At 60.0% G+C, this 26032-nt stretch carries 27 protein-coding genes; 11 read left to right on the plus strand and 16 right to left on the minus strand.

Annotated features, from left to right (window positions below):
* The first annotated feature begins 4 nt into the window (after positions 1–4).
* Together AC2FF8_RS13830 and AC2FF8_RS13835 are read left to right on the plus strand one after the other, a co-directional pair.
* Positions 5–1168, plus strand: coding sequence for a benzoate/H(+) symporter BenE family transporter (locus AC2FF8_RS13830; protein WP_496879955.1), 1164 nt, complete (start codon positions 5–7; stop codon positions 1166–1168).
* 39 nt (positions 1169–1207) lie between these two features.
* The gene (locus AC2FF8_RS13835; protein WP_496879956.1) at positions 1208–1540 is read left to right on the plus strand and encodes a DnaJ family domain-containing protein; all 333 of its coding nucleotides are present in this window, start codon (positions 1208–1210) and stop codon (positions 1538–1540) included.
* Here the strand turns inward: AC2FF8_RS13835 and AC2FF8_RS13840 are convergent, their stop codons facing one another.
* On the minus strand, positions 1541–2323 hold the full coding sequence (locus AC2FF8_RS13840; protein WP_257600245.1) for a crotonase/enoyl-CoA hydratase family protein: 783 nt from the start codon (positions 2321–2323) through the stop codon (positions 1541–1543).
* Between the two features lie 66 nt (positions 2324–2389).
* Complete coding sequence (locus AC2FF8_RS13845) at positions 2390–3460, minus strand: SMP-30/gluconolactonase/LRE family protein (RefSeq protein ID WP_496879957.1); 1071 nt, start codon at positions 3458–3460, stop codon at positions 2390–2392.
* Between the two features lie 87 nt (positions 3461–3547).
* Here AC2FF8_RS13845 and AC2FF8_RS13850 point away from each other — a divergent pair, with 87 nt between their 5' ends.
* Positions 3548–4657, plus strand: coding sequence for a pyridoxal phosphate-dependent aminotransferase (locus AC2FF8_RS13850; protein ID WP_496879958.1), 1110 nt, complete (start codon positions 3548–3550; stop codon positions 4655–4657).
* 130 nt (positions 4658–4787) lie between these two features.
* Here the strand turns inward: AC2FF8_RS13850 and AC2FF8_RS13855 are convergent, their stop codons facing one another.
* From AC2FF8_RS13855 to AC2FF8_RS13880, 6 genes are all read right to left on the minus strand, one after another.
* Complete coding sequence (locus tag AC2FF8_RS13855; protein ID WP_496879959.1) at positions 4788–5978, minus strand: pyridoxal-phosphate-dependent aminotransferase family protein; 1191 nt, start codon at positions 5976–5978, stop codon at positions 4788–4790.
* A 51-nt stretch (positions 5979–6029) separates the two neighbouring features.
* The gene (gene eda, locus AC2FF8_RS13860) at positions 6030–6662 is read right to left on the minus strand and encodes a bifunctional 4-hydroxy-2-oxoglutarate aldolase/2-dehydro-3-deoxy-phosphogluconate aldolase (protein WP_496879960.1); all 633 of its coding nucleotides are present in this window, start codon (positions 6660–6662) and stop codon (positions 6030–6032) included.
* A 3-nt stretch (positions 6663–6665) separates the two neighbouring features.
* On the minus strand, positions 6666–8471 hold the full coding sequence (gene edd / locus AC2FF8_RS13865; RefSeq protein WP_174818384.1) for a phosphogluconate dehydratase: 1806 nt from the start codon (positions 8469–8471) through the stop codon (positions 6666–6668).
* A 2-nt stretch (positions 8472–8473) separates the two neighbouring features.
* A complete protein-coding gene (zwf, locus tag AC2FF8_RS13870; protein WP_170345026.1) occupies positions 8474–9919 on the minus strand; it encodes a glucose-6-phosphate dehydrogenase in 1446 nt (481 codons plus the stop codon).
* 149 nt (positions 9920–10068) lie between these two features.
* Entirely contained in the window at positions 10069–12312 is a 2244-nt protein-coding gene (gene ptsP, locus AC2FF8_RS13875; protein ID WP_170345025.1) for a phosphoenolpyruvate--protein phosphotransferase, read from the minus strand.
* Positions 12313–12358: 46 nt separating this feature from the next.
* Positions 12359–13597: an aspartate kinase gene (locus AC2FF8_RS13880; RefSeq protein WP_496879961.1), complete on the minus strand. Its 1239-nt coding sequence runs from the start codon at positions 13595–13597 to the stop codon at positions 12359–12361.
* Between the two features lie 165 nt (positions 13598–13762).
* Here AC2FF8_RS13880 and AC2FF8_RS13885 point away from each other — a divergent pair, with 165 nt between their 5' ends.
* A complete protein-coding gene (locus tag AC2FF8_RS13885) occupies positions 13763–14119 on the plus strand; it encodes a hypothetical protein (protein WP_170345024.1) in 357 nt (118 codons plus the stop codon).
* On the opposite strand, the gene AC2FF8_RS13890 is transcribed toward AC2FF8_RS13885, so the two are convergent.
* The 5 genes from AC2FF8_RS13890 to AC2FF8_RS13910 all read right to left on the minus strand — a co-directional run bounded on the left by AC2FF8_RS13890 (position 14113) and on the right by AC2FF8_RS13910 (position 17168).
* Complete coding sequence (locus tag AC2FF8_RS13890; protein ID WP_496879962.1) at positions 14113–14751, minus strand: SDR family NAD(P)-dependent oxidoreductase; 639 nt, start codon at positions 14749–14751, stop codon at positions 14113–14115. The two genes, AC2FF8_RS13885 and AC2FF8_RS13890, sit on opposite strands and share 7 nt — an antisense overlap.
* Positions 14752–14753: 2 nt before the next feature.
* A complete protein-coding gene (locus AC2FF8_RS13895) occupies positions 14754–15209 on the minus strand; it encodes a DUF1178 family protein (RefSeq protein WP_257600239.1) in 456 nt (151 codons plus the stop codon).
* 74 nt (positions 15210–15283) lie between these two features.
* Entirely contained in the window at positions 15284–15745 is a 462-nt protein-coding gene (locus AC2FF8_RS13900) for an NUDIX hydrolase (protein ID WP_496879963.1), read from the minus strand.
* 132 nt (positions 15746–15877) lie between these two features.
* Positions 15878–16621, minus strand: coding sequence for an EcsC family protein (locus AC2FF8_RS13905; protein WP_170345020.1), 744 nt, complete (start codon positions 16619–16621; stop codon positions 15878–15880).
* 52 nt (positions 16622–16673) lie between these two features.
* Positions 16674–17168: a GNAT family N-acetyltransferase gene (locus tag AC2FF8_RS13910; protein ID WP_257600237.1), complete on the minus strand. Its 495-nt coding sequence runs from the start codon at positions 17166–17168 to the stop codon at positions 16674–16676.
* A 71-nt stretch (positions 17169–17239) separates the two neighbouring features.
* Between AC2FF8_RS13910 and AC2FF8_RS13915 the strand changes: the two genes are divergently transcribed.
* Positions 17240–17845 carry a flavin reductase family protein gene (locus AC2FF8_RS13915; protein WP_170345018.1) on the plus strand — a complete coding sequence of 202 codons (606 nt, stop codon included), beginning with the start codon at positions 17240–17242 and terminating at the stop codon, positions 17843–17845.
* Positions 17845–18483, plus strand: coding sequence for a CatB-related O-acetyltransferase (locus AC2FF8_RS13920; protein ID WP_496879964.1), 639 nt, complete (start codon positions 17845–17847; stop codon positions 18481–18483). The genes AC2FF8_RS13915 and AC2FF8_RS13920 overlap by 1 nt, the downstream gene beginning before the upstream one ends.
* Before the next feature lie 31 nt (positions 18484–18514).
* Here the strand turns inward: AC2FF8_RS13920 and AC2FF8_RS13925 are convergent, their stop codons facing one another.
* Positions 18515–20149 (minus strand): SulP family inorganic anion transporter, encoded by a 1635-nt coding sequence (locus AC2FF8_RS13925; RefSeq protein ID WP_257600236.1) that lies wholly within the window; start codon positions 20147–20149, stop codon positions 18515–18517.
* A gap of 166 nt (positions 20150–20315) precedes the next feature.
* Between AC2FF8_RS13925 and AC2FF8_RS13930 the strand changes: the two genes are divergently transcribed.
* The 3 genes from AC2FF8_RS13930 to AC2FF8_RS13940 all read left to right on the plus strand — a co-directional run bounded on the left by AC2FF8_RS13930 (position 20316) and on the right by AC2FF8_RS13940 (position 22746).
* On the plus strand, positions 20316–20885 hold the full coding sequence (locus AC2FF8_RS13930; RefSeq protein ID WP_170345015.1) for an invasion associated locus B family protein: 570 nt from the start codon (positions 20316–20318) through the stop codon (positions 20883–20885).
* Between the two features lie 66 nt (positions 20886–20951).
* Positions 20952–21824, plus strand: coding sequence for an S-methyl-5'-thioadenosine phosphorylase (locus AC2FF8_RS13935; protein WP_170345014.1), 873 nt, complete (start codon positions 20952–20954; stop codon positions 21822–21824).
* Between the two features lie 292 nt (positions 21825–22116).
* Positions 22117–22746, plus strand: a complete 630-nt coding sequence (locus tag AC2FF8_RS13940; protein ID WP_170345013.1) for a LysE family translocator — start codon at positions 22117–22119, stop codon at positions 22744–22746.
* A gap of 7 nt (positions 22747–22753) precedes the next feature.
* On the opposite strand, the gene AC2FF8_RS13945 is transcribed toward AC2FF8_RS13940, so the two are convergent.
* Positions 22754–22927, minus strand: coding sequence for a hypothetical protein (locus AC2FF8_RS13945; protein ID WP_170345012.1), 174 nt, complete (start codon positions 22925–22927; stop codon positions 22754–22756).
* Positions 22928–23367: 440 nt separating this feature from the next.
* On the opposite strand from AC2FF8_RS13945, the gene AC2FF8_RS13950 reads away from it, so the two are divergent.
* Complete coding sequence (locus AC2FF8_RS13950; protein WP_496879965.1) at positions 23368–23907, plus strand: adenine phosphoribosyltransferase; 540 nt, start codon at positions 23368–23370, stop codon at positions 23905–23907.
* A 170-nt stretch (positions 23908–24077) separates the two neighbouring features.
* Complete coding sequence (locus AC2FF8_RS13955) at positions 24078–24560, plus strand: fasciclin domain-containing protein (protein ID WP_170345010.1); 483 nt, start codon at positions 24078–24080, stop codon at positions 24558–24560.
* A gap of 38 nt (positions 24561–24598) precedes the next feature.
* Here the strand turns inward: AC2FF8_RS13955 and AC2FF8_RS13960 are convergent, their stop codons facing one another.
* On the minus strand, positions 24599–26014 hold the full coding sequence (locus AC2FF8_RS13960) for an FAD-binding oxidoreductase (RefSeq protein ID WP_496879966.1): 1416 nt from the start codon (positions 26012–26014) through the stop codon (positions 24599–24601).
* Positions 26015–26032: the final 18 nt, after the last annotated feature.

Genomic DNA, 26032 nt, shown 5'->3' on the forward strand with positions numbered 1-26032 from the left:
CGTCATGACGCACAAAGCCCCACCGCTCCAGACAGTCTCGACCGGGCTGGTTGTGGCAATCGTCGGCTTCTTCAGCTCTTTCCCGATTGTATTGCAGGGATTGGCGGCGATGGGGGCATCCCCGGCGCAGGCGGCGTCCGGATTGATGATGGCGGCGATCGCCATGGGCCTGACTGCCATCGTGCTGAGCCTGTGGTACCGACAGCCGATCAGCGTGGCCTGGTCCACGCCGGGTGCGGCCCTGCTGGCGGTTTCCGCCACACCCGCATTGGGGTTTGCCGAAGCGACCGGCGCGTTCCTTTGCGCAGGGGCTTTGACTGTGTTGGCCGGGCTCTGGCGACCTTTGGGGCGGTTGGCTGCGGCGATACCGACGACCTTGGCGCAGGCCATGTTGGGGGGCGTGTTGCTGCCGCTCTGTATCCTGCCCTTTCAGGCGGCGGTCGAGATGCCATGGCAAGCCTTGCCTGTGATCCTGACATGGTTCATCGCCGGCCGGATCAACCGCCTGTTTGCCGTTCCGGCTGCGGTTGTTGCTGCGGCCGTCGTCGTGGTTCTGAACGCCGGGGACGCGTCCCTGACACCGACGAAATGGATCGCGGCTCCGGTCTGGACCACGCCCGGCTTCTCTGTGGCTTCGGTCATCGGGATTGCCGTGCCGCTGTTCATCGTCACGATGGCGACCCAGAACATCCCCGGAATCGCGGTGATCCGCAGCTTTGGCTATGCGCCGCAGACAGGCAAGCTGTTCTCGGCCGTAGGCATTTCCAGCATCTTGTCCTCTCCGTTCGGTGCCCCTGCCACCTGCCTTGCGGCGATCACCGCTGCGATGTGTTCCAACGAAGACAGCCATCCAGACCCCGAACAACGCTACTGGTCCGCGGTAATGGGTGGGGTATTCTATTGCCTGTTCGGAGTGTTCGCCGTGGCAATCACTGGGTTCGCAATTCATGCCGATCCACTGTTGATGGGCACGCTGACCGGTGTTGCGCTGATCGGGGTGATGGCCAATGCCACATCCGCCGCGCTGGAAGTTCCGGCCGAACGCGAAGCGGCCATCCTGACCTTTGCCATCACCGCATCCGGCATTACCGCGTTTGGACTCGGCGCGGCTGTCTGGGGTCTGTTGGCGGGTGGCATCGCCTATCTGGTTGCGCAACGCGTCAGATAGCCGGTTTCAACCTCCCTGCGGGTCACGTATGATGGTGGCATGTTTGGTGCACTGGAAAAACTGGTCGAACGCCAGATCAAGAAAACCCAGGCCGAGGGTCAGTTGCAGGGCCTCGAGGGCGAAGGCCAACCGCTGCCTGACCGGTCATCCGAGGCATTGAGCGATCCGGCCACCGCCGCCGGCCATCGAATCATGGCGCAGGCAGGCGTGTTGCCGGAAGAATTCGCCATCAAAAAGCAGCTCGACACAGAGCGACAGAACTATGCGACCCTGACGGACCCCGCCGAGTGTAAGGCCGCCATGGCTCGTATCGCCGATCTGGAGATGCGCTACAACATGGCCCGCGACGCGCGGCGGTCTTTCATGCGGTGATCATTTGAACACGGGCTTGCGGCCCTGCATCTGCGCCATGACAACTTCCATCTGGTCGGGCTTGCCGATCAATTCCACCTGCTCGGCTGATTCCGCCATCAGAACGTCTGCGCGTGACTGAGTTTCGGCGACTTCGATCAATCGCTTGGCGGCACGGATGGCCGAAGGGCTTTGACCGGCGATGTTTTCGGCAATGGCCAACGCTTCGGTCAACGGGTCATCGGACAGCTGCGTGACAAGGCCCCAATCGGCCGCCTGCGGCGCACCGATCGGGCGGGCCGTATAGGTCAGCAGACGCAATACGTCCGACCGGACCAGACGAGGCAACAGAACCATACCACCCATGTCGGGGATGATGCCCCATTTCATCTCCATCACGGCCAGTTTCGCCTCGGGATGCGCGATACGGATATCCGCGCCCAGCGCGATTTGAAGGCCACCGCCATAGGCCACACCCTGAATTGCGCAGATCACCGGAACCGGAACGCGACGCCAGATCAGGGCAAGTTCCTGCATTTCGTTGGCGTCTTCATGACTGCGGGTCATCAGCCATTCCGTTGGGTCCATATGGGCCATCTTGGCAAAGCTTGCCATGTCGAGCCCGGCGCAAAAGCTTTTGCCTTCACCAGACAGGACCACGGCACGGGCATCCGATGCGGCGACCTCTTGCCCGGCGGACAGAAGCGCCTTGATCATCGCATCATCCAGCGCATTCATCTTGTCGCCTCGGGTCAGAGTGACATGGGCAACGTGGTCTTGATAGGCAACGGATACGCGTGACATGGGGGACCTCCGGTATTTCAATTGCTGCAAACATGCCCGGACAGAGTGCGGAATACCACTGCGACGTCAGGGCATTTCGCCGACAGGCATTCGTCCGAACCACGGGGAATCGAGGGTCATGACATAGAACTGATCACCCACGATCTTGCCCCCGGTCGTGATGCCCAAGCGACCTTGCGGGTCCTGTAGCGTGCGCAGAATCGCACCATCGCCGTCGAACTGCACCATCATGCCACGATGGATCGGCGCGGGGCGTACTGCCGGACCCAATCGCCAGATCACCTTACGCAGGAACGGGTACGGCATCAGTGCCTCGGACGGGACACGCGGGCTGGCGAAGGCCATCCAATAGGTGCCGTCGCCCTGAGCCTCGAGGTTGTCGGGATAGCCGGGCAGGTTTGCCAGCAGGATCTCTTGTTGCCCTGCTTTTGGTCCGGTCAGCCACAGCTTGTGCACGCGCGCGCGACCTGTTTCCGCGATCAGCAGAAAATCCTCGTCAGGTGAAAGCGCGACACCGTTGGTATAGACAAACCCCTCGGCGATCTTCTGGGTGCTGCCATCGGGAGTACGGCGCGCGACGTAACCTGTATCGGACTGTTCCCAGATGCTGAGGACAGAGGTCGGTTTGGTCCCGCCCATGGTTTCCGGGTCGAAGCGATCAGATGAATTCGAGAAGTAAATCGTGCCATCCTGCGCCACGTCCAACTGGTTGGCGTAGATCACCGGCGCGCCGTTGATGTCACTCACCACCCTGTCCAACGTGCCCGGACCGGTCCAGCGCATCACGCCCCGATAGCTGTCGGCGATGTAAAGCGCGCCATCCGGTCCGGCCTTGAGGCCCAGCGGACGCCCGCCAAGCTGGTCAACTGCAACCGGATCCGCCCCGTCGATGCGGTAAAGGGTACCTGACAGACTGGTCGTGTAGACCGTTCCATCGGGCATGACGGCGATGTCTTCAGGGCCGATCTCTTCCCCCGGCAGGCGGATCAGCTGCGCTGCGTCCAGTGCTGTATTTTCAACGAAATCCCCAGTGAATCCGGCATCTTCCGGCATCTCGACGGCAACAGGTTCAACCGGGACGGGCCAAAATAGAAGATAGGCGAGGCCCAGGAGAATAACGGCAACGAAAATGCGCATCTGCGCTCCTTTTTCAAATCTCTTTTACAGCGCGCCCAAACATGGTGCGTGCTTGCTCATTGATCGGGCTTGGGGTTATCTGCGGACATGACCGGACCTCGATACACCCCGCTTGCCCAAACCCTGCCCGCCACCGTGCCCTTTGTGGGCCCCGAAACGCAAGAGCGTCAACGTGGCACGCCATTTGTTGCGCGATTGGGAGCCAACGAGAGCATTTTCGGACCGTCCCCCCGCGCGATCGAGGCCATGGCACAAGCGGCGTCAGATATCTGGATGTATGGCGACCCCGAAAACCATGACCTGCGTCATGCCTTGGCCGACCATCATGGCATATCGCCGGAAAATATCGTCGTGGGCGAAGGGATTGATGGGCTTTTGGGCTATCTGGTGCGGCTGATCGTCGGGCCCGGGGATGCCGTTGTCACTTCGGATGGGGCCTATCCGACCTTCAACTATCATGTGGCCGGGTTCGGTGGGGTGATTCACAAGGTGCCGTATTCAGGTGACCACGAGGACCCCTCGGCCCTGTTTGCCAAGGCTGCTGAGGTTGGTGCCAAGCTGGTCTATCTGGCCAATCCGGACAATCCGATGGGCAGCTGGCATACCGGCGCGGACATCGTGGCCGCCATGGATGCCTTGCCTGATGGGTGCCTGCTGGTTCTGGATGAGGCCTATGTGGAATGTGCACCCGAGGGGACGGCTGCACCTGTGAGTGCTGGTGATCCGCGCGTGATCCGGATGCGAACCTTTTCGAAGGTATATGGCATGGCGGGTGCGCGGGTTGGCTATGCCATGGGCACGCCGGATCTGATCGCGGCCTTCAACAAGGTGCGCAACCATTTCGGCATGAACCGCGCTGCGCAGGCCGGGGCTTTGGCGGCTTTGCAGGATGGCGCGTGGCTGGAGCATATCCAAGCACAGATCGCAGAGGCGCGTGAGCGGATCGGCGCGATTGCCCGGGAAAACGGATTGGCGGTCCTGCCTTCGGCCACCAATTTCGTAGCGATTGACTGCGGGCGCGACGGGGTTTTTGCCAAGGCCGTGCTGGACGCCCTGGTGGCGCAGGGGATTTTTGCCCGAATGCCGTTCGCGGCACCGCAGAACAGGTGCATTCGGGTAAGTTGTGGCCCGGCGTCTGATCTGGACGCGTTCGCCGCCGCTTTGCCCAAGGCGCTTGCGGTTGCGCGGTTGGGCTGATTGATCCCTATCCGCCCGGCCGGACAGCAAAGGGGGGCTGTCTGCCCCCCATCGCGCCACGGCGCGATTCCCCCCGGGGATATTGTTGGCCAGATGAAGAGGCGGATCGGGCGGAGACGCCCGTAGAATGTCAGGCGGCCAGCACGGCGGCGGCGGCTTCGAGGGCCCCCTTGCCACGCGATATGTCAAGTGAAGCCATGCCCGTTTCCACACCGCCCAGAATCGCCATGACCATCTGCCCGTTGATATGCCCCATGTGGCCGAGACGGAAACAGCTGTCATAGTCCTCCATCCCAAGGCCGATGCCCAGTGTCAGACCCAACCGGGTTTCGGTGAACCCACGCAGGCCCGTGCCGCGACCTTCCGTCAACCGCAAAGCAGTGACGGCGTGGCTGCGAAAGGCACGGTCGGCGACGTTCAGGTGCAACATGCCGCCTTCGGCCCAGGTCTCACAGGCCGCCCAGATGGCATTGGCCAGGCGCTCATGGCGGGCCCAGACCTGTTCGATCCCCTCTGCATGGATCAGATCAAGCGCGGCGCGCAGGCCGTAGAGGTGGTGCGTGGGTGCGGTGCCGTTGAAATACTGATAGAACAGGTCCGGGTTAGCGCGCGGCTGCCAGTCCCAATACTGCGAAACGCGCGGCATGGTGGCCCGTTTGGCTTGTGCTTTCTGGTTGAAGAAAACAAAGCCGATGCCCGCCGGGGTCATCAGGCCTTTTTGGCAAGCGGCAACTGTGACATCCACGCCCCAGCCATCCATCTCGAACCTGTCACAGCCCAGCGAAGCAATGCAGTCTGCCATCAACAGCGCCGGGTGCTGCAAGTCGTCCAGAAGCCTGCGCAGCGCCGGGATGTCGTTCCGGATCGAACTGGATGTATCCACGTGCACCGCCAGAACCGCCTTGATCTGGTGACTTTGATCCGCACGCAACGCATCTGCGATCCGGTCGAAATCCCAGGCTGAAGAGGTGCCGAAATCGATCAACTGTACCTTTGCCCCGACCCCTTCGGCCATTTCGGCCCAGCCATGGGTAAACCTGCCCGAGGCCGGGGCCAGAACGGTTTCGCCGGGGGCGATCACGTTGGACAGCGCCGCCTCCCACGTGCCGTGGCCATTGGCGATATAGATGGCAACGTTGTGCTTTGTACCGGCAACCCGGCACAGATCGCGCGTCAGGCCGGGCATCATATCAATAAGTTCGCCATCATAGATGTTGGGCGACGGGCGGTGCATGGCTTGCAAAACCGCGTCCGGCATGACCGAAGGGCCCGGAATGGCCAAATATGCCCGCCCCTGGGAAAGGGAAACTGTCTGTGTCATGGGGTCAACCTGTATGAATTGACACCCACATTACCGAGGGGTCGCGCAGCGTCAATCCGCCAGCTTCGATGCCTCGCGCGCAAGTGTTTCGATCCCGGCCCAGTCGCCGGTTTCGACCATTTGCTTCGGCGCGACCCAACTGCCGCCGGCGCAGATCACGTTGGGCAATGACAGGTAGTCGCGGGCATTGGAGGCGGACACACCACCCGTAGGACAGAAGCTGATCTGTGGCAGCGGCGCGCCGATCGCCTTCAGCGCAGGTGCACCACCTGAGGCTTCGGCCGGGAAGAACTTCAGCATGTCATAGCCTTTTTCCAGCAACGCCATCGCTTCACTTGCCGTGGCGGCTCCGGGCAGCAGCGGCAGGCCTTCGGCTTCGCACGCCGCGATCAGGGCATCCGTGGCGCCGGGGGAAACCCCGAACAGCGCGCCGGCCTGTTTGGCAGCCCGGACATCATCGGGCGTGACCAGCGTGCCTGCACCGACCACGCCGCCGGGCACTTCGGACATGGCCTTGATTGCATCCAGCGCCGCCGGGGTGCGCAAGGTCACCTCAAGCGCAGGCAAGCCGCCGGCGACCAGCGCCTCGGCCAGAGGGCGGGCCTGTGCGGCGTCATCGACGACCAGCACGGGAACAATGGGCGCCAGGGCACAGATTTCGCGGGTGCGTTGAGTTTTGGACATCTTTTACGCTCCGAATATGCTGGCGCCAGTGTCGGCGGACCCGACATTCTGCCGGAACGCAGCGAAAAGATCGCGCCCGACACCGTGTTGATTGGCGGAAAGGTCGGCGGTGGCAGGGGACCGGTCCAAAACCCCATTGGTCAGGATTTCCAGTTCGCCGTTGACCGCATCGACACGCAGGATGTCACCGTCTTGCAGGCAGGCGATGGGCCCGCCGTCCAGTGCCTCGGGGCAGACATGGATGGCGGCGGGTACTTTGCCGGATGCACCCGACATGCGGCCATCTGTGACCAGTGCCACTTTCTGTCCACGGCCCTGCAAAATCGACAGGATAGGTGTCAGCGAATGCAGTTCAGGCATCCCATTGGCCTTTGGCCCCTGAAAGCGGACCACGACGATGACGTCATCAGTGAACTCTCCGGCCTTGAATGCGGCTTTGACTTCATCCTGACCGTGAAACACGCGCACGGGGGCTTCGACGACCTGATGTTCTGGCGCGACGGCTGATACTTTCATGACCCCGGTGCCCAGATTTCCTGTCAGGCGCGAGAGGCCACCTGTGGGTTGGAACGGGTCTTTGGCCGGGCGCAGGATCTTTTCGTTCAGGCTGTGACCCGCGCCGTCCTGCCAGATCAGCTCACCATCAATCAGCTTGGGTTCCTTGGTATAGTTGTGTAGCCCCTGCCCCGCGACGGTCAGCGTGTCAGGGTGCAGCAGGCCATCTTCAAGCAGCGTTCCGATCGTGTACCCTAGGCCGCCGGCCGCATGGTAATGGTTCACATCCGCCAGACCGTTGGGATAAACCCGCGCGACCAGCGGCACGACTGCGGATATGTCTGAAAAATCCTGCCAGTCCAGCACGATGCCACCGGCGCGCGCCATGGCGATCAGGTGGATCAGAAGATTGGTTGACCCACCGGTCGCCATAAGGCCCACGATACCGTTGACGAAGGCGCGTTCATCCAGAACCTGATAAACTGGTGTATAGCTGTTGCCCAACGCACTGAGCGACAGGGCACGCCGCGCGCCTTCCTCGGTCAGGGCATCGCGCAACGGGGTATTCGGATTGACGAAGCTGGAGCCCGGCAGGTGCAGGCCCATGAACTCCATCAGCATCTGGTTGGTATTGGCGGTGCCGTAGAAGGTACAGGTGCCGGGGCCGTGATAGGCTGCCATTTCGGCCGCCATCAGTTCTTCGCGGCCCACCTCTCCGGCGGCGAATTTCTGTCGGACCTTGGCTTTTTCGTCGTTCGGCAAGCCGCTGGTCATCGGTCCTGCGGGCAGGAACACGGCTGGCAGATGGCCAAAGGCCTGCGCGCCGATGATCAGACCGGGGACAATCTTGTCACAAACCCCGAGGAACACGGCCGCGTCGTACGTGTTATGGCTGAGCGCCACACCGGTCGCCAGTGCGATCACATCGCGTGAGAACAGCGACAGCTCCATCCCTGCTTCGCCCTGGGTGACACCATCGCACATGGCTGGCACACCGCCTGCCACCTGTGCCGTTCCTCCGGCGGCGCGGATCGCGTCGCGGATCAGGGCGGGATACCGTTCGAACGGCTGATGGGCCGAAAGCATGTCATTATAGGCGGTGACGATGCCCAGATTGCCGGCGGTACCGGTGGCCATCGATTGCTGATCTTCGCCTGCACCCGCATAGGCGTGGGCCTGACCGCTACAGGACAGATGCGCACGGGCAGGACCTTTGGATCTGGCCTGTTCCATCCGTTCAAGATGTGGGCCGCGCAGATCGGCGCTGCGGTCGATGATCCGTCTGGTGACATCGGAAATGACTGAGTGAACCATGATTACCCTCCGATCTGACGCCAGCGACGCCCATCGCGATGCATCAGCATCAATGCTTCTTCGGGGCCTGAACTGCCCTGATCATACCGGGATGGGCGGTCTCCGCGCTGCTCCCAGCCCTGAATGATGGGATCGACCCAGGCCCAGGCGGCCTCGGCCTCGTCCCCGCGCATGAACAATGTCTGATCGCCACGGATGACATCCATGATCAGCCGCTCATAAGCGTCGGGGGCTTGCGCTTCGTCCCCAAGCGCATCGGCGAAGCTCATGTCAAGCGCAACGTCCGACAGCCGGAAGCCTCCCGGCCCCGGGTCCTTTATCGTGGTGCGCAAGGTGATGCCTTCATCAGGTTGCAACCGGATCACCAATACGTTTCCGTGCAGCGGGCCGACATTGGGGAAAATCGTATGCGGTGGGTCACGAAAGAACACCGCAATTTCGGATTCGCGGGCCCGCAGGCGCTTGCCAGTGCGCAGATAGAACGGCACACCTGCCCAGCGCCAGTTGCCGATATGAACCTTGAGCGCAATGAAACTTTCGGTACGGCTGGCGGGGTTGCCGACATGATCGACATAACCGCCCTCGCCCTTTTCGGCCCGGTACTGGCCGCGCGCGATGTCGGATTGGGCGACGGGCTCCAGCGCTTCGATCACTTTGACCTTTTCATCTCGCACCGCGTTGGGCGAGAATTTCGACGGCGGCTCCATCGCGGTCAGACACAGCAACTGCACCAGATGGTTCTGGACCATGTCCCGCATCGCGCCGGACTGATCGTAATAGGCCCCGCGCCCTTCGACGCTTACGGTCTCGGCCACCGTGATCTGCACGTGATCGATATGGGTCGAATTCCAGAGCGGTTCGAACAGCGAGTTTGCAAAGCGCAGCGCCATCAGGTTCTGCACGGTCTCTTTGCCCAGATAATGGTCGATCCGGTAAATCTGATGTTCTTCGAAACAGGCACGTAAGCCCTCGTTCAGCGCCTTCGCCGAGGCCAGGTCGTGCCCAAAAGGTTTTTCGACGACGATGCGGCTGTCCGGTGTCGCAAGACCGGCGTCATGCAGCCGCTGCGCGATACCCGAAAACAGGCTTGGACCAACGGACAAGTAAAAGGCCCGCACGACGTCATCGCGCATCAGCTCTTTCAGGTCAGACCACCCGGCCTCACCCAGAGCGTCCACGGGCACGTATTCGACATGGGCAAGGAACCGATCCAATGTCTCTTGGGAAAAGCCGGGCGCGAACTGTTGCATCGATTTGCGAACCTGATCGCGAAACCCGTCATTGTCGATATCCGAGCGTGCCGTGCCGATGATCCGCGCGTCGTCGGGCATTTGCCCGACCTCGAAGCGATGGTACAGGCCCGGCAGGATTTTGCGCTGCGCCAGATCGCCGGTCGCACCGAAAAGCACCAGATCAAATGGCTCTACCGGAATTACGCGTGAAACCATCACAGGCTCCTTCTGAGGTTGCCGATATCAGCTTAGCACGGCGTGAAAACCCGCAAAACCTGATATGTTATCGCTAACATTGCAAGTCTATTAGAAAGCCGCTCATGAAAAATCAAGCACAGTTTGAAGAAACCGTGCCGTTTTGCGCATCAGGTCTGATGGCGCAGCCAGTCCATGACCGCGGGGCGCACCGATTGTTCTCCGCGGTGGCGCGCGTCAGCGATGATTTTGCGAACCTCCGTCAGATTGGACCGCAACAGAAGGCTTTTGACCGGGCCAATCGAGGCGGGACGCATCGACAGCGTCCGAATCCCCATCGCCGCTAGGCACAACGCCTCGACCGGGCGGCCCGCATCTTCACCACAGAAGCTGAGCGGGGTGTCCGAGATATCGCAGCGTTCGACGATGCGCTCCATCAGGCTCAGGAAGCTGACATTCAGTGTGTCATAACGACGGCGGACCAGTTCGTTTTCACGGTCAGCGGCAAAGAAGAACTGCTTGAGATCGTTCCCACCGATTGAAATGAAGTCCACCTCGTCAAAGAATTTCTGCGGCGCAAAGGCCAGCGACGGGGTTTCCAGCATCGCGCCCACTTCAAGCGTTTCGGGCAGGACATGGCCCAATCGCTTTTCCCGCTCGATGGTTTTGTTCACTTCCCAGCGGGCGTCACGATATTCCTCGGCCTGTGCGACAAAGGGGAACATGATGGTCAGCGGTCGGCCATTGGCGGCGCGCAGCAGGGCCTGCAACTGCATTCGCATGACGCCGCGCTTGTCCAGACCGACACGAATGGCGCGCCAGCCCAGCGCCGGGTTTGGTTCCGCCACGTGCTTCATATAGGGCAGAACCTTGTCCGACCCGATATCGAGTGTGCGGAATACCACCCTTTTGTCCCCCGCCGCGTCCAGAACGCGCTTATACTGGCTGACCAGTTCCGACCGTTTCGGCATCTGGTTGCGGATCAGGAATTGCAGTTCTGTGCGGAACAGGCCAACGCCTTCGGCGCCCGAGGTGCCAAGCGAAGGCAGGTCGGCCATCAGACCGGCATTCATCACCAGATTTATCCGCGATCCGTCCCGCGTCACGCAGGGAGTTTCGCGGATCGACGCATAACGTTCCTGCGCCTTGGCCTGCATCGCGATCTTGTCGCGGAAAGCACTGACCACGCTGTCTTCCGGGCGCAGATGCACAACACCCTGATCACCATCGACCAAAATGTGATCTCCGTTCAGGGCCTCGGTGGTGATCCGGCCCACATGCACGACCAAAGGAATAGCCAGCGCCCTTGCAACTATGGTGGCATGGCTGCCGACTGAACCTTCTTCAAGCACGATCCCCTTCAGCGCCCGTCCGTATTCCAGCAGGTCGCCGGGGCCGATATTGCGCGCGATCAGGATCGGATCGGGTGGCAGATCGGCACTGTCCGTCTTGCCTTGCCCGGTCAGGATGCGCAGCAGGCGATTGCTGAGATCGTCCAGATCCGCAAGACGTTCACGCAAGTAAGGATCTGTGACCTGCCCCATGCGCGCGCGGGCCTGGGATTGTTCCTTCTCCACCGCGGCTTCGGCGCTGAGCCCCAGGGCTATGTCTTCCTCCATCCGCCGCATCCAGCCTTTGGAATTGGCGAACATACGGTATGCTTCCAGAACCTTCAGCTGTTCCTTGTCGCCGCCCTGCGAAATTTCGAGCATCTTGTCGACACCGACGCGCAGTTCTTCCACCGCTTCGACCAGACGTTCGCGTTCCCGGTGCGGGTCTTCGGCAATTGGATTGGTCACAACCACGCGGGGTTCGTGCAGCCAGACATGCCCTTCGGCGGATCCTTCCTGTGCCGGACCGCCGCGCAGCAGAACCGATTGCTGGTGCAGGGGTGACAGGGCCGCACCCTCGCCGACAAAGGCGCCAAGCTCGGCCATTTCGGCCAGCACCATGGCGACCACTTCCAGCGCATAGACCTCATCGGCGGAAAATTCGCGCGCCTCGCGGGACTGGACGACCAGAACGCCCAGCTTTTCCCCAAGGCGTTGAACCGGCACACCCAGGAAAGAGGAATACCGTTCCTCGCCGGTTTCCGGCATGTAGCGGAAGCCCTTGGCCGACGGCGCGTCGGCGGTGTTGACGACCTTGCCGAACTTGGCAACCCGCCCCACAAGACCTTCGCCCATGCGCATCCGGGTTTTATGGACCGCTTCCGGAGACAGCCCCTCGGTCGCGCAAAGTTCCAGCGTGTCTTCATCGCGAAACAGGTAGATGGAACACACCTCGGCCCTGATACTGTCAGCGATCAGGTGCGTGATCCGGTCAAGACGTTCTTGACCGGCGGCTTCGCTCGCCATTTCTTCGCGCAACCGCCGCAGCAGCTTGCGGGATTCTGTTTCCGTGCCGTCTGACATGGCCCAACCGATTTAGTGTGTCAGGCGATACCTTTGGCCGATAAGCTCAGGCCGCCTTGTCCAGTTCAAAGGCATCATGCAGTGCCTGAACAGCAAGTTCCATGTATTTCCGATCCACAAGGACGGAAATTTTGATCTCGGAGGTTGTAATGACCTTGATGTTGATCCCCTCATCCGAGAGCACCTTGAACATCTTGGCCGCCACGCCCGATTGCGAGCGCATCCCGATTCCCACAACCGAAACCTTGCAGACATCGGTGTCTGCAACCAGTTCGGCATAGTTCAGCTCGCCCTTTTCCTTGATCGCCAGCAGCGCTTTTTCGGCGCGAGCAACCTGATCCGTGGGGCACGAGAACGTCATGTCCGTGCGACCCTCGTCCGAGATGTTCTGGACGATCATGTCGACATTCACGCTCTCTTCGCTGAGCGCCGAGAAGATGGTCGTGGCGATGCCCGGTCGGTCGGCCACGGAAACAACGGTCATCTTGGCTTCGTCGCGGGAATAGGCCACACCGGCCACAACATTGGATTCCATGATATCCTCCTCGTCACAGACCAGCGTGCCGGCCTCATCGGATTGTTCTTCAAAGCTTGACAGAACGCGCAGTTTGACTTTGTACCGCATCGCAAGTTCGACCGAGCGTGTTTGCAGCACCTTGGCACCAAGCGACGCCAGTTCAAGCATTTCCTCGAACGAAATGCGGTCCAGCTTGCGGGCCTTTTCGCAGATGCGCGGATCGGTGGTATAGACGCCATCAACGTCCGTATAGATGTCGCAGCGTTTGGCGTCGAAGGCTGCCGCAAAGGCAACGGCCGTTGTATCCGACCCACCCCGGCCCAATGTCGTGATCCGGCCTTCCGGGCTGATGCCCTGAAACCCGGCAACCACGGCCACGCGCATGCCTTCGCTGAATTTCTGGTTCAGGTTCTCGGTCGGAATTTCCTCGATCCGCGCCTGACTGTGCGCGCTGGTGGTCAGCAGCGGCACCTGCCAGCCCTGCCAGCTGCGCGCGGGGATGTCCATTTCCTGCAAGGTCAGGGCCATCAGGCCAGCGGTCACGTTCTCGCCCGAGGACACGACGGCATCGTATTCGCGCGCATCGAACAGTGGCGATGTCTCGTTCACCCAGCCCACAAGCTCGTTGGTTTTGCCCGACATGGCCGAGACGATGACGATCACGTCATAGCCCTTGGCGACTTCAACGCCGATCCGTTTGGCGGCGCGGCGGATGCGGTCCAGATTGGCGACCGATGTGCCGCCGAATTTCATTACGAGTACGGGCATGGGGGCAAAAGTCTCCGCGCCTTGGATTAGAAGTTCCGTGCCTCATAAGCGAGGGGCACCGCAAGGGCAAGAGCGCAAAGCGGTCGCCCCTGCGGCGCAGGGCCGCTTTACATTGCACTGGCGCGATGTCAGCCTAAGGACATCAACCAGATCAAGAGGTTCTTCATGTTTCGCCTAGCCCTTGCCTTTGCAGTAATGTCATCGCCGGCACTGGCCCAGGTCGCGAGTGTCGCCGGGACGGACGGCAAGAACGCGCTGGGCACAATTCCCTGCGCGGCAAATGCCGGTGATCCGGTACAAAGCTGCCACGCCGAACTGCGCCGCCATGATGACGGAAACATAACGGTCGCGGTGGCCCTGGGTGGCGGGCAAGTGCGCAATATCTATTTCAAGGATGGCGTGCCGGACTCCAGCAACTCGACCTCGAAAATCTCACATGAAACGCGCGGCGATATGATGGTGGTCTACATTGAGCCCGGAGAGGTCTTCGAAATCCCCAAAGCCGCATTGACCTCTCAATAGGCGTGCGGTTGCCCGTCATAGGTTTCAAAACAACCCGTGGTGCTTAGCGACAGGGCGTCAAATCGTTCGATCAGGCCGGATACGGCCTGATCCACATCGATATCGGCCGCTGCACCGCCCATATCCGTCTGAACCCAGCCCGGATGATAGATGCCGACGGCAATCCCGTCTTCTTTGAGATCCATCGCCAGGTTCCGTCCAAGGTTCAGAGCCGCCGCCTTGGACGCGCGGTAGATGTAACTGCCACCCGGCGCAAGCGTGTGCGACGCCATTTTCGACGAAAGGATCGCGATCTTGCCACCCGCCGCGCGCAGGTTGGGCAACAGTGTCTGTATCGTCAGAAAGACTCCCGTGACATTTACCGCAAAGCTGTGTGCCCACATGTCGGCCGGGTAGCCATCGATCGAATGCCCCTTGTCCAAATACACGCCAGCGTTGCAGACCAGCAGGTCGATGGGCTGGTCTTTCAACTGTTCTGCCATGGCTGATTGCTGCACGGGATCGGACACATCCAGACGCACCTGCATGCTGCCGTCGCGCGCCGTCCCGGTGACCTTGTCCCCTCGGTTGACGTAACGCTGTGCCAGGGCTTGCCCTATGCCGCGATTGGCGCCGGTGATCATGACGTGCATGATCAATTGGTCTTTCTGCTTGGAACAAACGGCAGCGGAGCCACCGGCACGCCATCTTCGATCAGGGATTTCGCCTCATCCAGCTTGGCTTCTCCGTAAATCGCACGTTCCGGAGCCTCGCCCAGATGAATCTTGCGCGCCTCGCTGGCGAAATCTTTCCCTACATAATCCGAGTTTTCTTCGACGTGGCGGCGCATTTCGGCCAAAACCTTCTCGATTTCAGGCGATGGGGTGGCCACGTCGATCTTTTCTTCAGGGGTGGAACGGATTTCACTTTTCTTACGTGCATTCCGCGCCGGGCGGACGCGTGGCGTCATGACCGCTTTCTCGACCTGCGTGCACCCGCAAACCGCGCAGGTGACCATACCCACAGAGGCCAGCTTGTCATAGGCTGCGGCGGATTGGAACCAGCTGTCGAAACTGTGGCCTTCGCTGCATTTCAACGCGTATTGAATCATGTTCAGTCCAAAAAAGAACGATTGGCGAATAGATACCGATCAAGATGACAATATCAAGCCTATCAGATGCTACTTTAATGTGAGTACGGCTTAAAGTCGCGCAACAATTCAGCAAGCTCATCAGAATCGACCTTTAGCGCCGCTTTTTTCGGCGAAAACCACTTGCGCCGACGCTCGGTCTTTTCCGGGTAGTCTGGCGACACAGCGCTTACATGCACTGGAAAAACATCCACCAGACACAAGGATGGGGGCCGGTTCGAATGGTGCTTGAGATGCAGGAACTGCCCCAGTCGCGCCCCGTTGATCCGTCCAGATACGCCCGCCTCTTCCCAAGCCTCTTGCAAAGCGGTTTCCTGCGGGCTCAGACCGGGGATGAGCCATCCTTTGGGTATGATCCATCGCCGTGACTTGCGTGTCGTGACCAACAAAATCTTGGGACGGCCGCGCTTGATCCGGAAACACAAAGCCGAGGATTGCCGCAAAACTGGCTGCCTTACAGCTTTTGGAAGGTCATGAAGCAACAATCCTGCATTCATCGAGCGACGCTCCCTTTCGGTCAAACGTCAGCCATCCAAACTCGCAAGCCCACCCGATCTAGAGGCCGACGCCTGCAACCATACCACATGATGTATCACGCGCCAAGTCACTCGCGTCGATCAGGATATCGCCTACATTCGGGCAGAAAGCCGCCGCGCCAGATCGTCATGGGGAATATCAGCGTCAATTGCCAGTCGGCGCAAACCGAAATGCACGCGCGCGATCTGTTGGTAATAGCGCGTGTAGACATAATTCGTGCCACCCCCGGCCAATGCCCCCAGCACAGGAACGGACTGGGCTGCAAGCTTTTGCCCCAGTACAATCGAAAAGCGCGGCGCAACGGCGGCAATCAGGCGTTGCATGGCCGGTCCGGTCAGCGTCAGCCGGACCGAGAAAAAACCCAGATCTGCCCCATCATCATGCGACAATGGTCCTGCCGCCGACAAAACGCGGACGCAATCGAACTTTACGTTTTCGGCAGAGGGATCAAACCCCTCGCGCGCGGCGGCCCCCTGAATGGCGCGTAGCAGCATCGCGGTTGTCGCGGGCAGCTCCATCAGGGCTGTCGAAACGCCGCCCAGCCCCCCGGCCGCACCCATGGCAGTCGTCACCGCGGTGTTGACCCAGGGCTGCTGATCAGGAACCGCGCGCCGCGAGCCCTCGGCCGCATGCATCGCCAGCCATAACGCCTGTTCGGTTGCGCCTGTCAGGCCATTCCGAACGGGTTCGGGCAATTGCTCCAGCAATGACTCGGCTGACCCCCCAAGTTTGTTGAGAAGTTTCACGCCAGCCCCTCCGGCGGATCGGTAGTGGTCCGCCAAACGATCCAGTTCGGCCTCGGTATCCACGTTTTCAACAAGAACAACGTTCTGCATTCACGCCCTCCTGCCTACCAACATCGGCGCTGCGCAGCATGGTTTCAATAGGTCAGCGGCCCCAACGCGTTACCGCACCCTGAACCCCGGACCAGGCGCCGGGCACCAGTTCCAGCCCCAAAACCCGGTCAGGGTTGGTGGGCGGAGGCATCTCGACCGCGTGCAATCGTGTGAAACCGAACCGGCTGTAATAGGGCTCATCCCCCACCAGCATGACCCTTTGCCAACCGCGTGTGCGCCCCGCCTCGACTCCTGCATGTATCAAATATCCGCCCAGGCCTTCACCTTGGTGGGTGGGGTGCACGGCAACCGGCCCCAACAGCAGAGCATCGTGATCACCGACATGAACCGGCCAGAACCGGATCGCACCGGCCAGAATCCCCTGACCGTCGCGCGCGACCATAGACAAGCCCGCAACCGGCGGCACGTCATCACGCAAGCGGTAGGACGACAAGGCCTCGCGACCCGGCGCAAAACACAGGTCATACAGGGCTTCGACCTCCCACCAGTCGTCCGGCTCTTCCGGCCTGATCCCGAATTGCTGCACCCTGCCCTCTTTTACTTGCTGGCAATCGCCCTAGCACTTCGCTACGCCTTGGGCAAACGCTTGGAGTTCAGATGTTCTATCGCCCCGAAGACGGCCACGGATTGCCGCACAACCCGTTCAACGCCATCATCACGCCACGCCCGATTGGCTGGATTTCGACACGGGATGCGGATGGGATCAACAATCTGGCGCCCTATTCCTTTTTCAACGGCGTCGCCTATACGCCACCGCAGGTCATGTTTGCCTCGACCGGCACCAAACAGGATCAGAGCGTCGGCAAGGACAGCATCGCCAATATCGCGGCTACGGGCGTGTTTTGCGTGAATGTCGTGGCCCATGCGCATCGGGACGCGATGAATGCAAGTTCCGCCGGGTTGCCGAAAGAAGTTGATGAGTTTTCGCATGCCGGGCTTTCACCCATAGAATGCGAAACCATACCCTGCGCACGGATCGAAGGGGTCCCGGCTGCGTTGGAATGCAAGCTGACGCAGATCGTCACGCTGCCCGGTGAAGCCAATCGGGTGGTGTTTGGCGAAGTGACAGGTGTACACCTGCACGACGATCATATTCGGGATGGCATGTTCGACGTGACCTCGTTCCAACCTTTGGCGCGGCTCGGGTATCGCGATTACTCTGTCGTTTCCGAGTTGTTCAGCCTTTCGAGACCGGATGACTGATGCCCCCGCCTGACGCTGCGCGCCGATATCCTGTCACTCTGCCTGACGGCACGGAACACAAAGGAACGGCCTTTCTGTCACGAGTGATCGACCACCCCAGAATTCAGGTGGGAGATTACACTTACGCATCAGATTTTGACGAACCCGAGGATTGGGCCAATCGGCTGGCCCCTTATCTGTTCGAGTTTTCGCGCGAAAAGCTGATTTTGGGGAAGTTTTGCCAAATTGCCCACGGCGTCCGCTTTGTGACAGCCTCGGCAAATCATGCGATGGATGGGATAACCTGCTTTCCCTTTCCAGTTTTCGATCCGGAACAGATGTTGGAATACCAGCCGGACTTTCGGGACACCGTGATAGGCAATGATGTCTGGATCGGCTATGGCGCGTTGATCCTGCCCGGAGCCAATATCGGTGACGGAGCGATAATCGGCGCGGGTTCAGTCGTGCGTGGAACCATCCCGCCTTATGCGATCGTCTCGGGCAATCCTGCCGAGGTACGGCGATACCGGTTTGACGCCGACACAATCGAGCGGCTGCTTTCTTTGAAGTGGTGGGACTGGCCAGTCGAACTGATCGCCGAAGCCGAAAGCGCTCTGCTGACGGGAGATATCGATAAGCTGGAGCGCTTGGGCCCTTGAAAAAGGTGGCCCGATTGGCCGCCTTTCGAAGTCAGTGCCCGCCCAGAATACCGGTGCGGACAGAGTAATCTACCGCCAGCTCGTAGTCCGGATCATCATCACTGTCGACCATGAGGTGTCCCGCTTTGTTCAGCAGTTTGTGACAGTCGCGGCTCAGGTGACGCAGCATGACCCGTTTGCCTGCCGCCTCGTATTTTGCGGCGATGTTTTCGATGGCTTGCAGGGCGGACTGATCCACCACGCGGCTTTCGGCGAAATCGATGATAACGGTTTCGGGATCGTTCGGGACGTCGAACAGTTCGATAAATCCGTCAGAGGATCCAAAGAACAGCGGCCCCTGAATTTCATAGACCTTCGCGCCTTTCTCAGTCTCGGATTCACGCGTAACCGCATGAATGCGCTTGGCATTGTTCCAGGCATAGGCCAGCGCCGAGACAATGACGCCGACCACGACGGCAACGGCCAAGTCCTCCATCACCGTTACGACGGTGACCAGAACGATGACGAAGGCATCGGTCATTGGCACTTTGCGCAGAATCTTGAACGAGTTCCACGCAAAGGTGCCGATCACAACCATGAACATCACGCCAACCAGCGCGGCCAGCGGGATTTGCTCGATCAGGGGTGACGCGAACAGGATGAAGACCAGCAGGAAAAGCGCTGCCGCGATACCGGCAATACGTGTACGCCCGCCGGATTTCACGTTGATCATCGACTGGCCAATCATCGCGCAACCGCCCATGCCACCGAAAAATCCGGTCACGATATTCGACGCGCCCTGTGCGATGCATTCCTGAGAGGCCCCGCCGCGCTTGCCTGTGATCTCACCCACAAGGTTCAGGGTCAGCAGGGATTCGATCAGGCCAATGGCGGCCAGAATGACCGCATAAGGCAGAATGATCTCAAAGGTTTCCCAGTTCAAAGGAACCATTGGAACATGGAACGCAGGCAGACCGCCTTCGATCGATGCCAGATCGCCGACGCGCGGCACATCAAGGCCAAATCCGATCACGATTGCCGCGACCACCAGAATACCGGCCAGAGGCGCTGGGATGATGCGCGTGATACGCGGCATGATCCAGATCACTGCCATGGTCAGCCCGACAAGACCCAGCATGGTGTAAAGCTGCATCCCGGACAACCATTCGCCGCCGCTCAGTCCATGACCGGTGTTTTCCATGGTTCCGGGCACTTTGAACTGTCCCATCTGGGCCAGAAAGATCACGATGGCCAGACCGTTCACAAAGCCCAGCATGACCGGATGCGGCACCAGACGAATGAAACGCCCCCAGTGCATGGCTCCGGCAATGACCTGAAGGATTCCCATAAGAACAACGGTCGCGAACAGGTATTCGACCCCGTGTTCGGCCACCAATGCCACCATGACAACCGCAAGCGCGCCGGTCGCGCCCGAGATCATGCCCGGTCGCCCACCGATCAATGCCGTGATCAGACCCACCAAAAACGCAGCGTAGAGACCGACCAACGGGTGCACGCCCGCCACAAAGGCAAAGGCCACCGCCTCGGGCACCAGTGCAAGGGCAACCGTCAGACCGGACAGCAGCTCAATCCGCAGGCGTGAGAAGGTCAGTCCCTCATCTGGCACCCAGCGCAGATCGGGAATGGCGAGGCGATTGGCAAAGCTTGCCAGCAAGGCTCGGGGCATCAGACAGTCCTATAGGATTATATGTTCGCGCGAAGGCGTTGTTGTAGCTGGCGCGCCGGCATTGAGCTACTGCATTATGTGGGATGCAGCCATGCGCAAAGCGCATACCTGGCGCTCACGGCAAGGTGATTTGAGGAGCCACTATGAAGCCACCACATGTGAGGCCATGCGTTGGATCCTCTTCTTACTGTTCTTACTGTTCCCGGCCCTTCCCGTCCTAGCACAGGATTTGGATGGCAATGACACGGCCGGCAACTGGCGGGTAACGCATCACGAAATTTTCGGCATCTGGAATTCGATCTGTGACGAGCGCGAAGAAAGCGGCGCGTTACAGCAGCGGTGCTACATCCGACGGGCAGAGGTGTTTTCCCTTCGGCCAAAATTCGCGGCACAGTTCGTTTTCATTACGCCGGAACCGGAAGGTTTCAAAATTGAATTCGGGATCGAGCCGGGTACTTTCTTCACCCCATCCGGATTTCGCATCGAAAAGGGCGAAGAAACCACATGGCGCACCCGGCGCCCCGGATGCCTGACCGGGCTTGGCTGTACTTTCGAAGGCCAACGCGCCAAGGCGCTATTGGACGCCATGCTGACCGGCGATGCGTTCCGCTTCGTGTTCCGGGACCGGCACGGGCAATCACAGGATCTGACCTGGTCTCTGGGCATGTTCGGCGCGGCCTGGGCCGATTTCACCGGGCAATCGCAACAGCGCAACCTGTTGACGATGCGGGAATAGGCCTCTTGTCAAATCCGGGCTGAACCCGCACAAATTCAACATCAGGTATTCAGGCGGAGCAGGACAGTGACCCAAACCAGGATAGCCGTCATCGGCGGATCAGGCATCTATGACATCGATGGGCTGGAGAACCCGGAATGGGTAGAGGTTGAGACCCCTTGGGGTACGCCGTCAGACCAGATCCTGACCGGGTCGCTTGACGGTATCGAAATGGCCTTTCTGCCGCGTCATGGGCGCGGTCATGTGCACTCGCCGACAGATGTACCCTATCGCGCCAATATCGACGCGCTGAAACGGTTGGGTGTGACGGACGTGATCTCGGTGTCGGCTTGCGGATCGTTCCGCGAGCATATGGCACCGGGTGACTTCGTGATTGTCGATCAGTTCATCGATCGCACTTTTGCACGGGACAAAAGCTTTTTCGGATCGGGCTGCGTTGCCCATGTCAGCGTCGCCCACCCCACCTGCCCACGCCTGTCGGACGCATGCGAGACGGCGGGCAAGGCCGCTGGTATCACCATCCACCGGGGCGGCACCTATCTGGCGATGGAGGGGCCTCAGTTTTCCAGTCTTGCGGAATCCAGGATGTATCGCGAGCAATGGGGCTGTGACGTGATCGGCATGACCAACATGCCCGAAGCGAAACTCGCCCGCGAGGCCGAGCTTTGTTACGCGTCGATCGCGATGGTCACCGACTATGACAGCTGGCACCCGGACCATGGCGAGGTGGACGTGTCCACGATCATCGCCACCCTGACCGGCAATGCCGAAAAAGGTCGCGCACTGGTCAAGGGCCTTCCATCCCTTCTGGGCGCAGAGCGGGCACCTTGCCCGCATGGCTGCGACCGGGCGCTGGAATACGCGATCCTGACCGCACCGGAAAAGCGCGACCCGGCGCTTCTGGCCAAGTTGGACGCGGTGGCCGGGCGTGTGATGTAAACGCCCGGTTTTTCTACAGATGGCTGAGGATCGCTCCGAAATCCGGTGTGGCTCCGAGCACTGGTACGGTTTGTCGTTCTGGCCGCGTGTCCGGGTGGCAAGTTCAACAGCTTTTTCTTTCGGAATATCCTGAAGAAAGCCCTGTCTGCATATTCTTCGGTTATGCGTGCAGTAGTGTTCGCCTTTTTTTGAGTCCTGAAACGGGAAATTTGACTCGGGTGCTGTCGACTTGAGCCCAATTCGTAGTATGGCTGAAAACTCGTGTGACTTGAGTTGGAAAAGGAACCGCATCATGCCACTTGAAGTCTGGCTGGCCTTTGTGGCTGCTTCCACGGCATTGCTGCTGATCCCCGGCCCGACGGTGTTGCTGGTGCTCAGCTATGCCCTGTCCAAGGGGCGCAGTGTCGCCGTCGCCTCGGCCACGGGGGTTGCAGTGGGCGATCTTGTGGCCATGACCGCATCTTTGTTGGGGCTTGGCGCGCTTGTTCTGGCTTCGGCCACGTTGTTTTCCGTTCTCAAATGGGTGGGCGCGGCCTATCTGATCTGGCTTGGGATCAAACTGTTGCGCAGCGCACCAGCCGGCGGATTGAGCACGGTCGACACTGGGCGGGATGTCACCGCGCGCAGCGTATTCGGTCACGCAGCCGCCGTCACTGCCCTGAACCCGAAATCCATCGCCTTCTTCATTGCCTTTGTGCCGCAGTTCATACGCCCTGCTGAACCGCTTGGACCTCAGTTCGTCATCCTGATTGCCACATTCGTCGGGCTGGCCTGGGTGAATGCGTTGGCCTACGCCCTTTTGGCAGACAGGTTGCGGCGGCTGATCGGGCGCGCCAGCGTCATTACGGCAATGACACGGTTTGGCGGCTTGACCTTGATCGGCATGGGTATGGCCACGGCGGTCCTGCGCCGACCGGCCTGACACCGCATCAGTCTTCGGCGTGTTCTTTCATGAATCCGCGGATGAACCTGCGGATTTCACGCGCAGCAGACGTGTCCAGCTCTTTGCAAAGCTCGACAAACGAGTCTCGTTCATCCCTGTCGAGGCGCAAGACCAACTGACTGTTTTTCTTGGTCGACCCTTTGCCTTCATTCCCGGCCACGTGCATTTTTTCCCAACGAAGTTATGCTCTATCTGGCGATGCTGTGTATATCCATAGCATAGATTTTGTCGTTATCGGGCACTTAACGGCAAGGATGGGAAACTGACAACGAACCGTGCAACCTTCAGGCAGTTCTTGAGCCAGATCCATTCAATTGAAGCCGACGACGCCTGAGACCCGGACATGTCGAATTGCAAACCAGACAGCTTGCTCATCGCGCTCCGGGAAATCCGAGCGCCGGGGCTGTTTGGAACAGGTGGCAGCAAGCAATCAAACGGGTCGGGCAATTGTCTTGGCCGGCGCAAAGGTTGCCCCGGTTTTTGTCCTGCTCAACGCTGAAACCTCGCACCCGTGCTGATCCGGCCGCGGAATTGTTCCTTGCATGGCCAACCCTCTTGGGCCAAACACAATATTGCTGTTTGACGCTAAAAGGTTGGCCCATGTCCAGAAACAAATCTGTCAAAGATTATATCCGAACCATTGTCGATTTCCCCCATGAAGGGATCATGTTTCGGGATGTGACAACCCTGTTTGCCGACCCCCGCGGGTTTCGAATGGCAATTGACCAGATGCTGCACCCCTATGCCGGTGAGCAGATCGACAAAGTAGTCGGGCTTGAAGCACGCGGCTTTATTCTGGGCGGCGCGATTGCACATCAGTTGAGCGTCGGTTTTGTCCCGATCCGCAAAAAAGGCAAACTGCCCGGCACAACAATCAGTCAGGACTACAAGTTGGAATACGGAGAGGCGATCGTCGAGATCCATGACGATGCCATCCAACCCGGCGAAAAGATTCTGGTGGTCGACGATCTGCTGGCTACGGGCGGAACTGCTGCGGCGGGTATCAAGCTGATCGAGCGGCTTGGGGGCGAAATCGTCTCTTGCGCCTTCATCATTGACCTGCCCGATCTTGGTGGCCGTAAAGTGTTGGAAGAGATGGGCATGGACGTGCATGTCCTGTGCGACTTCGAGGGGCTCTGACCAGGAGTTTTTCACAAAAACGTGATTGGAAACCGAAAACCGGGCAGGCTTAGCGCGGTTTTCGCGCCGATCAAGCCGCAAAACGGATCGACTCAAGTGATCTTGTGGTCAGGCTGCCCCGTATACTGGGTGATGCTGCTTGAAGCATTTCAACCCAGGGAGTTAAGCTCATGTTCCGCAAATTCGCCGCCGCCGGTGTCGCCTCGATCCTGTTCAGCACTGCTGCAATCGCCGATGGTCACGGCAAGGACATTGTCGACACGGCTGTCGCCGCTGGCAGCTTTGAAACACTCGTCGCGGCGGTTCAGGCCGCCGAACTGGTGGACACACTCAAGGGCGAAGGTCCTTTCACCGTTTTTGCCCCCACTGATGACGCGTTCGCGGCTTTGCCCGAAGGTACGGTCGAAGACTTGCTGAAGCCCGAAAACAAGGATCAGCTGGTTGCCATTCTGACCTACCATGTCGTGCCGGGCAAAGTGATGTCAGGTGATCTGAGCGACGACATGACCGCTGCAACCGTTCAAGGCGGTGATATCACGATCGACCTGGATTCAGGTGTGATGGTGAATGACGCCAACGTTGTTCAGGCCGACATCGAAACCAAGAACGGCGTGATCCATGTGATCGACAAGGTGATCCTGCCTGCATCGTAGGAAAACACCTGGACACGGCCCAAAGCCCGGGGCCGTGTTCACCCTTTCAGGACCGCGCCGGGGTTCATGATGCCCTGCGGATCCAATGCCAGTTTGATGGCCCGCATTGCGCCCAGCTTGGCCGGATCGCCATAGCGTTCCAGATCCTCGGTCTTGAGGCGCCCCACCCCATGTTCAGCACTGACCGAGCCGTCAAAGGCGTCAACCAGATCATGTATGGCCCGCTTGATCATGCCTCTTTGGTCCTCGAAATCCGATCGGCTCTGCCCTTTGGGCGGGAACACGTTGTAATGCAGATTGCCGTCACCAAGATGGCCAAAGCAATTGATCCGAAAGGGCCCGAGACCCGCAATCAAGTCTCTGCCATCGCAAATGAATTCGGGGATTCTGGAAATCGGGATCGAGATATCATGGCTCGACACTGACCCGATCAGACGATTGGCTTCGGGAATGCGTTCGCGCACCGCCCACAAATCGGCCCGCTGCGCTTCACTTTGGGCGATTACTCCGTCCTGAACCTGACCGAGTTCGTCAGCGCGAACAAAGAGTTCCTCCAACGCGGCAAATGGTGATTGCCCGTCAGCCAGACCCAGCTCGATCAATACGCTCCACTCCGGTGGCGAGGCGAACGGTTGGCGAACATCCGGCAGAACCTCGGCCAGAAAATCAAGCCCCTGCCGGTGGATCAGCTCAAACGTGCTGACCGCCTCACCCACCCTGTCCCGCGCCAAAGCCAGCAGGTCGATCGCCGCTTCGGGAGACGCCACCTGAAACACCGCCGTCCCGATACCGGCGGGTCGCGGGAACAGCTTGAGCGATGCGGCCGTGATGATCCCCAGCGTCCCCTCGGCCCCGATCAGCAGATTGCGCAGGTCATAGCCGGTATTGTCCTTTCGCAGCCGGCTGAGGCCGTGCCAGATCTCGCCACTGGGCAACACCGCCTCAAGCCCCAGGCACAGGTCGCGCGCGTTGCCATACCGCAAAACGTTGACGCCCCCTGCATTGGTCGACAGGTTGCCCCCGATCCGGCAGGATCCCTGTGCCGCCAACGACAGAGGAAACAACCGGTTTACCGCCTCGGCTGCGGCCTGAACGTCTTGAAGAATGGCCCCGGCTTCGGCGACCAGAACGTTCTCGGTCGCAAAGACTGACCGGATGGCGGTCATCCGTTCCAACGAGATCAGCAAAGGCGCCGGATCCTCTGACATAACCTGCCCGCCAACCAGACCGGTGCCGCCGCCATAAGGCACGATCGGGACCCGCGCTTGCGCAGCCAATCCTACCAGCACCGCCACCTCTTCGGTATTGCGCGGCAAGGCCAGCAGGCCGATCTGTCCGGCAAACCGACCGCGCGGTTCTTCCAAATACCGTTCTTCTACGGGGCGCAGCACACCGTCGCCCAGTTTCGAACGGACCAGCGCGGCAAAACGGTCATCAGCGGGGTTCAAACTCATACGCATTCAATGCCCAAG

Source organism: Ruegeria sp. YTSA144 (assembly GCF_059610125.1).

What these genes read in the sequence shown, in the direction of transcription:
- AC2FF8_RS13930 (WP_170345015.1), top strand. Translation starts at nt 20,316, where the DNA reads ATGCGTTGGATCCTCTTCTTACTGTTCTTACTGTTCCCGGCCCTTCCC.
- AC2FF8_RS13915 (WP_170345018.1), top strand. Translation starts at nt 17,240, where the DNA reads ATGTTCTATCGCCCCGAAGACGGCCACGGATTGCCGCACAACCCGTTC.
- AC2FF8_RS13905 (WP_170345020.1), bottom strand. Translation starts at nt 16,621, where the DNA reads ATGCAGAACGTTGTTCTTGTTGAAAACGTGGATACCGAGGCCGAACTG.
- AC2FF8_RS13950 (WP_496879965.1), top strand. Translation starts at nt 23,368, where the DNA reads ATGTCCAGAAACAAATCTGTCAAAGATTATATCCGAACCATTGTCGAT.
- AC2FF8_RS13890 (WP_496879962.1), bottom strand. Translation starts at nt 14,751, where the DNA reads ATGCACGTCATGATCACCGGCGCCAATCGCGGCATAGGGCAAGCCCTG.
- AC2FF8_RS13920 (WP_496879964.1), top strand. Translation starts at nt 17,845, where the DNA reads ATGCCCCCGCCTGACGCTGCGCGCCGATATCCTGTCACTCTGCCTGAC.
- AC2FF8_RS13855 (WP_496879959.1), bottom strand. Translation starts at nt 5,978, where the DNA reads ATGACACAGACAGTTTCCCTTTCCCAGGGGCGGGCATATTTGGCCATT.
- edd (WP_174818384.1), bottom strand. Translation starts at nt 8,471, where the DNA reads ATGGTTCACTCAGTCATTTCCGATGTCACCAGACGGATCATCGACCGC.
- AC2FF8_RS13850 (WP_496879958.1), top strand. Translation starts at nt 3,548, where the DNA reads ATGACCGGACCTCGATACACCCCGCTTGCCCAAACCCTGCCCGCCACC.
- AC2FF8_RS13845 (WP_496879957.1), bottom strand. Translation starts at nt 3,460, where the DNA reads ATGCGCATTTTCGTTGCCGTTATTCTCCTGGGCCTCGCCTATCTTCTA.
- AC2FF8_RS13900 (WP_496879963.1), bottom strand. Translation starts at nt 15,745, where the DNA reads ATGAATGCAGGATTGTTGCTTCATGACCTTCCAAAAGCTGTAAGGCAG.
- eda (WP_496879960.1), bottom strand. Translation starts at nt 6,662, where the DNA reads ATGTCCAAAACTCAACGCACCCGCGAAATCTGTGCCCTGGCGCCCATT.
- ptsP (WP_170345025.1), bottom strand. Translation starts at nt 12,312, where the DNA reads ATGTCAGACGGCACGGAAACAGAATCCCGCAAGCTGCTGCGGCGGTTG.
- AC2FF8_RS13885 (WP_170345024.1), top strand. Translation starts at nt 13,763, where the DNA reads ATGTTTCGCCTAGCCCTTGCCTTTGCAGTAATGTCATCGCCGGCACTG.
- AC2FF8_RS13955 (WP_170345010.1), top strand. Translation starts at nt 24,078, where the DNA reads ATGTTCCGCAAATTCGCCGCCGCCGGTGTCGCCTCGATCCTGTTCAGC.
- AC2FF8_RS13895 (WP_257600239.1), bottom strand. Translation starts at nt 15,209, where the DNA reads ATGATTCAATACGCGTTGAAATGCAGCGAAGGCCACAGTTTCGACAGC.
- AC2FF8_RS13925 (WP_257600236.1), bottom strand. Translation starts at nt 20,149, where the DNA reads ATGCCCCGAGCCTTGCTGGCAAGCTTTGCCAATCGCCTCGCCATTCCC.
- AC2FF8_RS13830 (WP_496879955.1), top strand. Translation starts at nt 5, where the DNA reads ATGACGCACAAAGCCCCACCGCTCCAGACAGTCTCGACCGGGCTGGTT.
- AC2FF8_RS13840 (WP_257600245.1), bottom strand. Translation starts at nt 2,323, where the DNA reads ATGTCACGCGTATCCGTTGCCTATCAAGACCACGTTGCCCATGTCACT.
- AC2FF8_RS13880 (WP_496879961.1), bottom strand. Translation starts at nt 13,597, where the DNA reads ATGCCCGTACTCGTAATGAAATTCGGCGGCACATCGGTCGCCAATCTG.
- AC2FF8_RS13940 (WP_170345013.1), top strand. Translation starts at nt 22,117, where the DNA reads ATGCCACTTGAAGTCTGGCTGGCCTTTGTGGCTGCTTCCACGGCATTG.
- AC2FF8_RS13835 (WP_496879956.1), top strand. Translation starts at nt 1,208, where the DNA reads ATGTTTGGTGCACTGGAAAAACTGGTCGAACGCCAGATCAAGAAAACC.
- zwf (WP_170345026.1), bottom strand. Translation starts at nt 9,919, where the DNA reads ATGGTTTCACGCGTAATTCCGGTAGAGCCATTTGATCTGGTGCTTTTC.
- AC2FF8_RS13960 (WP_496879966.1), bottom strand. Translation starts at nt 26,014, where the DNA reads ATGAGTTTGAACCCCGCTGATGACCGTTTTGCCGCGCTGGTCCGTTCG.